The organism is Mesorhizobium sp. WSM4845, from assembly GCF_055811455.1.
Map to the genome: position 1 here is coordinate 82076 of NZ_JBVVQA010000027.1, position 10275 is coordinate 92350.

8 protein-coding genes and 1 riboswitch are annotated in these 10275 nt (G+C 64.7%); of the genes, 1 reads left to right on the plus strand and 7 read right to left on the minus strand.

Translation table 11 applies throughout. From position 1 onward, the window contains the following. The first annotated feature begins 135 nt into the window (after nt 1-135). Nucleotides 136-849 carry a GntR family transcriptional regulator gene (locus tag AC0L2C_RS25815; protein WP_023800160.1) on the plus strand — a complete coding sequence of 238 codons (714 nt, stop codon included), beginning with the start codon at nt 136-138 and terminating at the stop codon, nt 847-849. A 157-nt stretch (nt 850-1006) separates the two neighbouring features. Here the strand turns inward: AC0L2C_RS25815 and AC0L2C_RS25820 are convergent, their stop codons facing one another. The 7 genes from AC0L2C_RS25820 to AC0L2C_RS25850 form a co-directional block, all read right to left on the minus strand. Further along, nucleotides 1007-1582 (minus strand): HupE/UreJ family protein, encoded by a 576-nt coding sequence (locus AC0L2C_RS25820; RefSeq protein WP_287226211.1) that lies wholly within the window; start codon nt 1580-1582, stop codon nt 1007-1009. 64 nt (nt 1583-1646) lie between these two features. Continuing rightward, nucleotides 1647-2180 (minus strand): hypothetical protein, encoded by a 534-nt coding sequence (locus tag AC0L2C_RS25825; RefSeq protein ID WP_287226213.1) that lies wholly within the window; start codon nt 2178-2180, stop codon nt 1647-1649. Between the two features lie 2 nt (nt 2181-2182). Then, a complete protein-coding gene (locus AC0L2C_RS25830) occupies nt 2183-3391 on the minus strand; it encodes an agmatinase family protein (protein ID WP_077381532.1) in 1209 nt (402 codons plus the stop codon). 12 nt (nt 3392-3403) lie between these two features. After that, nucleotides 3404-4213, minus strand: coding sequence for an ATP-binding cassette domain-containing protein (locus tag AC0L2C_RS25835; protein WP_287226216.1), 810 nt, complete (start codon nt 4211-4213; stop codon nt 3404-3406). After that, on the minus strand, nt 4210-5022 hold the full coding sequence (locus AC0L2C_RS25840; protein ID WP_473524724.1) for an ABC transporter permease: 813 nt from the start codon (nt 5020-5022) through the stop codon (nt 4210-4212). The genes AC0L2C_RS25835 and AC0L2C_RS25840 overlap by 4 nt, the downstream gene beginning before the upstream one ends. Nucleotides 5023-5127: 105 nt before the next feature. Continuing rightward, nucleotides 5128-6192, minus strand: coding sequence for a putative urea ABC transporter substrate-binding protein (locus AC0L2C_RS25845; protein WP_473524725.1), 1065 nt, complete (start codon nt 6190-6192; stop codon nt 5128-5130). Nucleotides 6193-6291: 99 nt separating this feature from the next. Next, a riboswitch (guanidine-I (ykkC/yxkD leader) is annotated at nt 6292-6406 on the minus strand. 326 nt (nt 6407-6732) lie between these two features. Beyond that, complete coding sequence (locus AC0L2C_RS25850; RefSeq protein ID WP_473524726.1) at nt 6733-9900, minus strand: hypothetical protein; 3168 nt, start codon at nt 9898-9900, stop codon at nt 6733-6735. Between the last annotated feature and the right edge of the window lie 375 nt (nt 9901-10275).

Genomic DNA, 10275 nt, shown 5'->3' on the forward strand with positions numbered 1-10275 from the left:
CTGAGAATGCACAAATTATAGGCGATCGCCAGCGATTCTCGCAAAAATCGTATGCAATCTTTTTCGGTATCGTATTCACTTTGTCCCTCGTGCAAGCGACCCGATTCAGGGTAGAAAGGTGCAGGGACGACCATCATGAATATAGCCGACCAGACTTTCCCTGCTGTCGACAGTGCCAACGAGGATCGCGCCCAGGCGATCCGCGACCAGTTGCGCGACGCGATCGTCGACCGCCGGCTGGCGCCCGGAACCAAGCTGTCGGAAGGCGAGGTCGGCACTTTATTCGATGTCAGCCGCACCGTGGCGCGCGCGGCGCTGCAGATGCTCTCCTTCGAAGGCCTGGTGCGGACCGAGCGCAATCGTGGCGCCTTCGTCGCCAACCCGTCGCCGGAGGAAGCGCGCCAGGTCTTCGCTTCGCGCCGGCTGATCGAGCCCGGCATAGCGATTGCCGCAGCCGGGCGGATGACGCCGGACCATGTCGCTGCCTTCAAGGCGCAGCTCGATGAAGAGGGCCGCTTCATTGCCGAACGCGGACCAAATGCAAGACGCTCGGAAATCAAGGCTTCGGGCGATTTTCACCTGCTGCTGGCTTCGGTTGCCGGAAACGCCATCCTCCAGCGCTTCATGGAAGAACTGGTGGCGCGGTCATCGCTGGTGATCGCGCTCTACGGCCGCTCGGGCGTCTCGAGCTGTGGCCATAGCGAGCACATGAATATCCTGGAGGCGCTGGAAAATGGCAATTCCGAACGCGCCAGCGCCCTGATGCTGCACCACATCGACCATATCGAGGCCGACCTCGATCTGCGTGTCAGGAGCGGTCCGGCGCTCAGGCAGGCGCTCGAGTTCTGACGCTCAAGCAGATCGGAGGGACGCGATAACCGCGCCCCTCAAAGCCGTTGGGCTCGGACCTTCAGGATATGGTACAGCAAATCGCGGACGCGCCGCAGCCTCATCGACCATTTCTGGCTCATCTGCTTTCCAATTCTGTTCGCCGACTGCCTACGTCTCAAAAAGCTTGGGCCGCCATGGCCATTCCAACCAGCGAGGTGGCGATCCCAGCGGTGCGGACCGTCGTCGGCCAACGAACCAGCTTGACAGCGGACAGAATGCCGATCGCATGCAGCATCGACGTGGCGAGCATGAAACCAGCGGCGTAGGCGATGCCGCCGGCGCTCTCGGGACTCTCAAGGCCGTGGGCGTTGCCGTGAAAGAGGCCGAACAGGGCCGTCAGCGCCGCGGCGGCGGCCAGCGGCAGCGGCCTGGCCAGGCCGACGATGGCACCGAAGACCACAAGCGACAGCGCGATGCCGGTTTCAAGCGAAGGCAGGCCGATGCCGGCCATGCCGAGCAAGGCTCCGGCGACCATCGCCGAGACAAAGAACAGCGGCACAAGGACAATACTGCGCCCGCCGGCACGGGCGCCGATCATGCCGACTGCGACCATTGCGAGCAGATGATCCATGCCGAACAGCGGATGTTGGAGGCCGGCGAAAAAGCCGTGGACGTGAGCGCCGCCGCTATGGGCAAACGCCAGCGACGGTGTGAGGGCGGCGAGAGCTGAAAGGATGCCAAGTCTTGCCATTGTTTTCATGCTTGCAAATGTTTTCATGGTTGTACCTGCTCGATGAGAGTGACGGGTTCTGGTTTCAGTGCCCGGGAACGGTGAATTGCGAAGCGGCGGAACGGTCCGCAAGGGCGCGCGCCGCGGCGAAGCCGAGCGGCTTTTGCTCAGCGCCATCGTGATAGATGAAAGCGAGGCGGCGGCGGTGCGATGTCAGGCGCGCCGGCAACGGGTGATAGGCGACGCCGGTGCCGCCGACGAGCGGCATGACCGCGCCGACGTCGACCAGATCCTCGGTCTCGACGCGAAGCAGATGAAGCCGCACGCCGTCCGTCCTCTCGCCGACAAAGGGTATGCCGGCCAGACGCAGAAAGCTGGATGGGTCCGGCGCCCGCGCAAAGCCTTCGAGGAAGGCGGTTTCGACCAGGTCGAGGTCGACCGATGCGGGATCAACCGGCGGCTCGTGAGCCTGGTCCGGCAGATGCGGTGTCTGCCATTGCAGCGGCTTGCCAGCGGGCCCATTGTGGCCGGGGGCGTGCGGATGGTCATGATGACCGTTCGGCCCGTGATGATGGTGGCCGTCGTCATGGCCATGACTGTGGTGACGATCGTCGTGCATGGTCAAAAACTCACCGGTTTGTCGATGATCGATTTATGCTTGCCGAGATTGCCGTGCGCGACCATCGAGCCGAGCGCCTCGACGACGACGCGCACGCCGAACAGCGCGGTGATGTCCGACGTGTCGTAGGGCGGCGAGACCTCGACCACTTCCAGCCCGCAAATGCCAGGCGCCGTCACCAGCCCAAGCAGCTTGAGCGCCTCGCGCGGCAGGAAGCCGCCCGGCTCAGGCCAGCCGGTGCCGGGTACGAAACCGCAATCGAGGCTGTCGACGTCGAAAGAGATATAGACGGCGTCGGTGTCCTTCCATGCGAGCTCGAGCGCGATTTCCGCCGCCTTCTCGAGGCCCATCTGCTCGATGTCGGCAATGGTCAGCACGTTGGTGCCGCGCTTCCTCGCCTCGGCGACGCCGTAGCGGGGAACCTGCCAGCCGCCGATGCCGAGCTGCACGAGATTGGTCGCCGAGACGTTCGGCAGGTTGGTCGCCCAGTACCAGGGCGTCGTGTGCATGCGCTCGTCGAGATCCTTTTCCTGGATGTCGATATGGCGGTCGAAATGGATGATGCCGATGCGCTTCGAGGTCACGTCGGCGATGCCGCGCACGCAAGGGAAACCGATCGAGTGGTCGCCACCCAGCATGATCGGCAGCGCGCCGGAGGAGGCGACATGGCTGACGCCCTTGGTGATCTGGTCGAAGCTCTTTTCGAGGTTGGCGGGAATGGTGAAGACGTCGCCGGCGTCGCACAGCGTCATCTGCTCGCGCAAATCGACGCCGAGCTCATAGTTGTACGGCGTGTACAGCGCCGAGATGCGGCGAATGCCTTGCGGCCCGAAGCGGGTTCCCGGCCGGTAGGTGGTGCCGCTGTCGAAAGGGATGCCGATGACGGCGGCATCATATTTGCCGACATCGCGGACGTTCTCGACATAGGGCGCCTTGAGAAAGGTGTTGATGCCGGCGAAATGCGGCAGCTCGCCGCGCGCGAATGTCGGGATCGACTTGTCGACGATCGACTCCGACCCTGGCAGGCCCATGTCGAGCGCCCATTGCTGCTCCTTGCGCCAGCCGCTTTCCGGCAGCTTGCCCTCGGCCTCGATCGACTTCCAGCCCTGCGTGCCGCGGGCGTCGAAATCGGGGTGGTGAAAGCGTTCCCTGGCCGCCCGGGCGACGAGCCCTGCACGGCGGTGGCTGCGTTCGGGGATATTTCTGGACATTCAAACTCTCCGTTACGACGCCGTCGTCGCCATTGCTGTTTCCGGCCGGGTCGTCCCGACCATCGCGGCCACCTTGGCCAAGTGATGAGAGGAAGCCCGGGTCTTGCGGTCGAGCCTCAGGTCGTAGGTGATCGTCGCGCCGTAAGCCGACGGGAACTGCGGATCGTGGCGCACCTTGTCGAAAACCAGCACGCGGGTGCCGAGCTTGAAGGCCTCGCCGATATCGTGGGTGACCATCACCACCGTCATGCCGTGCTCGGTCCAGAGCTCGGTCAGCAGATCGTGCATCTCCACGCGGATGCCGGGATCGAGCGCACCGAACGGTTCGTCGAGAAGCAGGATTTTCGGGCGGCCGAGCAAGGTCTGCGCAATCGCCAGCCGCTGCTGCATGCCGCCGGAGAGCGATGCCGGATAGAGGTCGCGCGCATGGGCAAGGCCAACCCGCGCCAGCATGGCCTCGGCCTGTTGCCTGGCGTTTCTGCGCCTGGCGCCGAAGACGCGGCCAAACGGCCCGCCCGAGCGAAAGTCTTCGACCAGCAGCAGGTTCTGGATGGCGGTCAGATGCGGAAACACCGAATAGCGCTGAAAGACGATGCCGCGCTGCGGCGTCGGCTCGGGCACGATCGGGCCATCGCCGACGATGACGACGCCGCTGCTCTGCTGCTCCTGGCCGAGCAGGATGCGCAGGAACGTCGATTTTCCGCAGCCGCTGGCGCCGACCAGCGACAGGAATTCGCCGGCTTCGGCGGTGACGTTGACCCGCTCGAGCACGCGGGCATCGCCATAGTTCTTTTCCAGCCCGTGAACGACGATGCGACTCATCTGGCCTCCACCGGATGCGCCCAAGGGGAGATTGCCCGCGACAGCCGCACCAGCAGCCAGTCGGTGATCACGGCAAGCAGCGTGATCCAGGCGACATAGGGCAGGATGACGTCCATCGAGAGATAGCGGCGGACGAGGAAGATGCGGTAACCCAGCCCTTCGGTCGAGGCGATGGCTTCGGCGGCGATCAGGAACAGCCAGGCCGGCCCGAGTGCCAGCCGCACGCAAGTGATGAGGCGCGGCATGATCTGCGGCAGCACCAGCCGCAAGACCGTGGTCCAGCTGTTGCCGCCAAGCGTCTGCGCCTTGGCCACCAGTTCTGGTGGCAGTTCCATCACCCGGTTGGCGATGTCGCGCACCATCACCGGCGCGACGCCGACGGCGATCAGCGTGATCTTGGCCGTTTCGCCGAGGCCGAGCGCGATGAACAGGATCGGCAGCAGCGCCAGCGGAGGGATGACGCAAACGACGGTGACGAACGGCAGCAGGAACGCCCGCACCCGCGGGATGAAGCCGATGGCAATGCCGAGCGAAAGCGCGGCGACCGTCGCAACGCCCACGCCCGCGAACAGCCTGAGGAGACTGGCATAGGTGTCGACCCACAGGATGAGGTCGCCCGAGCGCTTGTCCGGCACCGTGGCAAGGTCAAGAAAGGCCGACCACATCTGTACCGGCGAAGGCAGCAGCTTGTCGTTGGGATTGAGCGCCAGTCGTTGCGCCGAAGCGATTAGATAGGCGATTGCCACGAACAGGAACGGCAAGCCGCCGAGGAACAGGGCGCCGCCGCGCGAAACCTTCGCATTGATCATGCGAAGGCGCACCCTCGGCTTTGGCCGGGAAGGGCGCGTGGTGCCCTCCCCGCCCGTCGCGGAGGCTTCATCCCTGGCACGCATTTCCCTGGCCAGCATGTCGGGTCAGGGCGTTGCGGTTGCCGCCTCGGCCATGAAGGCTGGATCGAAACGCAGCTTGACGTTCTTGGCGTCGCCCAGCGTCGATCCGTCGGCAAAGCTCATGCCGACGACGTCGACGCTCGTCGCATTGGTGCCGAGAATGCCGTGGCTGAACAGGAAGTTGCGGACCAGATCCATCGTCTTCGGCAATTCGCTGCCATTGGTGAACTCGACCGCCTTGGCGGGGTCGAAGAACATTGCCGTCGAGGCAAGCTGCGCGTCGAAGCCGGCGAGGTCGGTGCCGGACGCCTTGGCCATCTCCTCCTTGGCTGCCTTGCCTTCCGGCGTGTCGGAGGTCATCAGCTCCATCACCTCGTACCACGCGCCGACAAGCGCCTTGCCCAATGCCGGATTGTCCTTCAGGGTCTCGGTGTTGACGACCATCAAGTCGATGATCTCGCCGGGAATCTGCGCGGAATCGAACACTTTGTGCGCACCCGGCATGGCGACGATCTCGGAGACCAGCGGGTTCCAGGTGACGACCGAGGTGACGTCGCTGGTGCCGTAGGCGGCGACCATGTCGGCGTCGGATGTGTTGACGACGGTGATGTCCTTCTCGGCAAGCTTGACCGTGTCCAGCGCCCGCGCCAGCAGGTAATGCGAGACGGAGAGCTCGACGAGATTGACCTTCTGGCCGGCAATGTCGGCGAGCGCTGCCTTGTCCTTGAGGATCACCGCATCATTGCCGTTGGAGAAGTCGCCGATGATCAAGGCGGTGGTGTCAACGCCGCCGCCTGCGGGGATCGACAGCGCGTCCATGTTGGTCATCGAGCAGCCGTCGAATCCGCCGGCGGTGTACTGGTTGATGCTTTCGACATAGTCGTTGATGCGGGTGATCTCGACATTGATGCCGTTTTTTTCAGCCCATTTCTTCATGATGCCGCTGTCGGCGAGATAGCCCCACGGCATCCAGCCGACATAGATCGACCAGCATATCTTGAAGTCTTTCTTGGGCGCCGCGTCGGCGGCGGAAGCGATGGGAAGGCCGAGTGATGCGGCTAGGATGATTGCGGCCAGCTTGCGAAGCATTGCGTACCCCTGTTCGCGATCCGGATTGCGACCGGACTTGATGTTGGGGTTTGCGAGCGCGCATCCGGGAGAGGTTCGCGCCAGCAAACCCGTGCAGGGTTCTCCCGGGATTTTGGCCCGCCGTGTTCCGCCGGATGCCTCAGTGCATCCCTGGCGGTCGCATCTCTTGGACCAGCACCGCTGTGTTGCGGCCGGAACCCTAGACGCTCTGCACATCACCAACTAAGCAAGGAGCATGCCAATGCCGAATAGGCCAAAAAGGCCGGCATTTGTGGAACTGTGCGGCTTCGAGCGTTCGCCCGAGTGACGCGAAAATCATCGCATCGCCGACGGATTGGGCAGTTTGCCTGATTGCTGCTAGGGGTCACCTCACGTCATTCCCCCAAAACACACGGCCCCGAGATTGCTTGGTTTTCTCGTCCAGTTTGTGAGGGACTGGACTTGATGCCATTAGCAACTCCCCTTACCTGCCCCCTACACCCGGGTCCTCTCTGGGAGGCATACGAGCGCCGGATCCACCCGTGAGCGGACAGCCCGCTCCTACCTGCTCTTTTGCTCGATGCAATACGCCTTGTTCTGCCCGAACAATCGTTGGTCCGGATACCGCGCGAGGCCCTTGTCGTAGATCGCAATCGCCCCGTCCCAGTCCTTCTTGTCTATGAACCTCCTCGCCCACCGGTCGTACGCGAACACTGCGAGCCTCTCCACGTCCGCCTCCCCTTCCGCGAGGTCCTTCAGCCTCTCGATCACAGCGAGCGCCTCCTCGTGTTTGTTGTCCCGCACGAGAGCGTTCACATTGTTGTTCAGGTAGTTCTTCGACGATCGCGCCACGTTCTGCAGGCCCGGGAACCTCTGCTTCAACGCTCGCAGAACTTCCACGGCCTTGTCCGGCCCCTGCCCAGCGGCCACTTCCTTCGCCCATTCCTGCGCGAACCACCCGATGTTCCCCTGAAGCTTTTCCATCGAGGGGAACCGCCCGAGACCCGCCTCGTAGACGTCTGCCGCCTTCTCCCACTGGCCGTCCTGCATGTAACGCTTGGCCCAGCCGTCGTACGCCGCGAAGTAGAGCTCCTGCGCCTCGTTTCCCGGCAGGAACTCCTTCCCTTGGTCCACGGCCGCGAGCGCGGCCTCGAACTTCCCGTTTCCAATCGAGTCATGGACTACACGGGCCACCCCTTGGCCGCCGGACTTCCCGATGGACTCGACTCCAGGGAACTTCGCCGCGAGGGCCTTCGCGACCGCGGCGGCCGCCGGGGCTCCGCCCTTCGTGTAGGCGGCTTTCGTCCACTCCTGGCCCAGGTACGCGACGTTCTGCTTGAGCATGCCCGCCTCGGGATATCGCGCGAGCGCCTTCATGTACACGTCCGCGGCCTCCTCCCACGCGCCCGCCTCCATGCGCTTCCTCGCCCAGAAGTCGTACACGTACAGGTACGTCTGCTCCGCGTCGCTATCCTCCAGTAGCTGCCGCCCCTTCTCCAAGGCCGCGAGCGCCTCCTCGTACTTCCCCTCCTCGACGCGCGCGTTTACGGCCCGTTGCAGTTCATTCCCGCCACTCTTCGACAGGCCTGTCAGCCCCGGAAACCGCTCCGCCATCGACTTCATCACCTCGGCCGCCGCGTTCGCGCCGCCCTTCGCGTAAGCGGCTTTCGTCCACTCCTGCGCAAGATACGCCACGTTGCTCTTGAACAGCCCCTCGCCCGGGTACGCCGCGAACCCCTTCACGTACACATCCGCTGCCATTTCCCACCGACCGTCCTTCATGTGGCGCTTCGCCCAGTCGTCGTAGACGTAAACCGACGCCTCGCGGACGCCCGCTGTGTCTTTCATCAAATCCTTGGCCCTCTGGATCGCCGCGAGCGCCTCCTCGAACTTCCCGGCGTCGGCCAACCCGAACGCCATCCGGCGTACGTGGCTGTCCGCCGCCGAAGTCACGTGCTCGTTGCCGGGGAAGCGCGCCACGAAACCGCGCAGTGCCTCAAGGGCCCTCGCCTCACCCTCCTTCTTGGCCAGCGCGGCAGACCACTCCTGCCCGAAGTAGCCGAGCCACTTCTCGAGCTCCTTGCGCGGCTCGCCCGCGAGCGCCTCGAAGCCCGGCACGGCCGCCGCGAGCGCGTCCTCCCACCGGCCCTCCCGCATCCGTATGTCCGCCGGCCGGATGTACACGAGCGATTGCATCCCCTCGAACCCCCCGCTGGGCACCGCGGCGGCCGCTCGCTCGAGGATGGCAAGCGCCTCGGACGGCTTGCCGGCGTCCACCGCGCTGAGCGCCCACTGGCTCCAAACAGCCGAATGGTTATTGACGAGCGCCGCGTCCTTCGGCGCCAGCGCGAGGCCGGTCGTCACGACTTCCAGAGCCTCCTGGAACTTGCCGTCGCGCGAAAGCTCCGCTCCCCAGTTCGCGAGCACGGCCAGCGCGTTCTTCACCGCCGAGCCGAACTCGGGGTCGAGGCTCATCGCCCGGAAATTCGCCACGAGCGCCTCGTGGTAGCGCTTCGCCTCCGAGAGCAACACGCCCTGGTTGTAGTAGATGATCGCCGCCAGCCCCGCCTCCTCGACCTCTCGGCGCTGGTCGCGGTGCGCGTCGGGGATGTAGCGGAAGCCCGTCATCTGCTCGAACTTGGCGATGGCGGCCTTGTCCCTAGCGGGGTTGAACCCCTTGGCGTTCGTTGTCTCCACGTCCATGTGCCGCGTGCCGTCGTAGAGGATCGAGAACGCGTGGTCGGGCACCTCGATCGCGCGCACGTCCAGCCCGAGCCGCAGCGCGAGCACGTTGTAGAGCACGGCGGACGACACGCAATTGAACGTACCCGTATCCAAGATCACCGAGAGGCCGGTCTGGCGCGCCACGTAGCCTTTCGAAATCGGGCCCTTGTGGAGCCACTGGAGGAGCGCCTCGCCCTTGGCTGCGGGAGTGCGCGCGTTCGCCACCGCCGCGCGGGCCTGCTGCTCCAACGCGTCCAGGCGCTTCAGGTACTTCTTCCTTTTCCCCGCGTCGACTACGCCCGACGCCAGCAGCGCGGCCTCAGCGAACTCCACGGGCGTCAAGCGCCCCGCCTTCGCCTTCGCGAACATCGCCTTCTCGTCGTCAGAGACCGCCAACTTGAGCGATGTCGTCTTCTCGAGGCGCGTGAGCACGTCCAAGGCCTTCGCCGGAGACTCGGCGAACGCGTAGTGGCTCTTCGGCTCACCCTCCCGACCGATGACCTCCACTTCCGCCGCCGCTACCTTGCGCGCCCCGGGCTGCGGCGCGAGCCGCACGATGATCCAGCGCGCCGCGGTGGTGGGGAACTCGAACGTCTGCGGCTTGCCCTCCGCCGCAAGCGGGTCAGTGCGAAGGGACCGGAACCCGGCGTGCGCCGACGCCGTCGAGACGAGGATCTCCACGCGAGCTGCCGCGCTGCCCGAGCCCTCCGGCAGCGTGACCCTGATCCCCTCCGGCGCCACAACGCCTCCACCGAACGTGAACGTGACGTCCAGCGGTGTGGCTTCCGTCGCGTTGATCTCCGCGACCGTCTTCGCGTCGCCGTCTGTCAACCGCGCGATCGCAGTCACGTCGGCGGGAGAAGTGGTCGATTCGACCTTCGCCGACGTGAACCGCAGCAGGTTCAACGGTTCTTCGTCGAGGGCGAACCCAGCCCGCGCCTCCATGAGAATCGCGGCCACGGTGAGGCCGGCGAGCGCGGTTGATCGAAGCGACTTCCACTTCATGGCCTATCCTCCACATGGCTCACACCCTCCGGGATTCCTTGCGGGATTGTCCCCATCGTCAGAAGCGCAAGCCGACATTGGCCGGAACCAGTACTTGTGACAGTCGTCGGACCTTCCCGAGCTCATCTTATGCCGGATATCGGACTTTCGGGTGAGCCAGCCGTGCTGACCCTACTAAAAAGTCGGTCGTGAACAATAAGCGGGTTTCACCCGCACGATTCAGCCTGCAGATTCGACGCTCTCCATGGCTTGCTCGGCGTGACCGTTGTCATCACCCGATGAGAGATTACTGACCGCGGCTCATGGCATCACACGGTCCAATTCCGTCCCGTCGGCGAGCCAGGTGAGCCGGCCGCCGCGCATTCCGTGCTCCAC

Bases quoted from the DNA above. Each gene is read 5' to 3' on its own strand.
- AC0L2C_RS25815 (WP_023800160.1), top strand. From the start codon at position 136: ATGAATATAGCCGACCAGACTTTCCCTGCTGTCGACAGTGCCAACGAG.
- AC0L2C_RS25820 (WP_287226211.1), bottom strand. From the start codon at position 1,582: ATGGCAAGACTTGGCATCCTTTCAGCTCTCGCCGCCCTCACACCGTCG.
- AC0L2C_RS25825 (WP_287226213.1), bottom strand. From the start codon at position 2,180: ATGCACGACGATCGTCACCACAGTCATGGCCATGACGACGGCCACCAT.
- AC0L2C_RS25830 (WP_077381532.1), bottom strand. From the start codon at position 3,391: ATGTCCAGAAATATCCCCGAACGCAGCCACCGCCGTGCAGGGCTCGTC.
- AC0L2C_RS25835 (WP_287226216.1), bottom strand. From the start codon at position 4,213: ATGAGTCGCATCGTCGTTCACGGGCTGGAAAAGAACTATGGCGATGCC.
- AC0L2C_RS25840 (WP_473524724.1), bottom strand. From the start codon at position 5,022: ATGATCAATGCGAAGGTTTCGCGCGGCGGCGCCCTGTTCCTCGGCGGC.
- AC0L2C_RS25845 (WP_473524725.1), bottom strand. From the start codon at position 6,192: ATGCTTCGCAAGCTGGCCGCAATCATCCTAGCCGCATCACTCGGCCTT.
- AC0L2C_RS25850 (WP_473524726.1), bottom strand. From the start codon at position 9,900: ATGAAGTGGAAGTCGCTTCGATCAACCGCGCTCGCCGGCCTCACCGTG.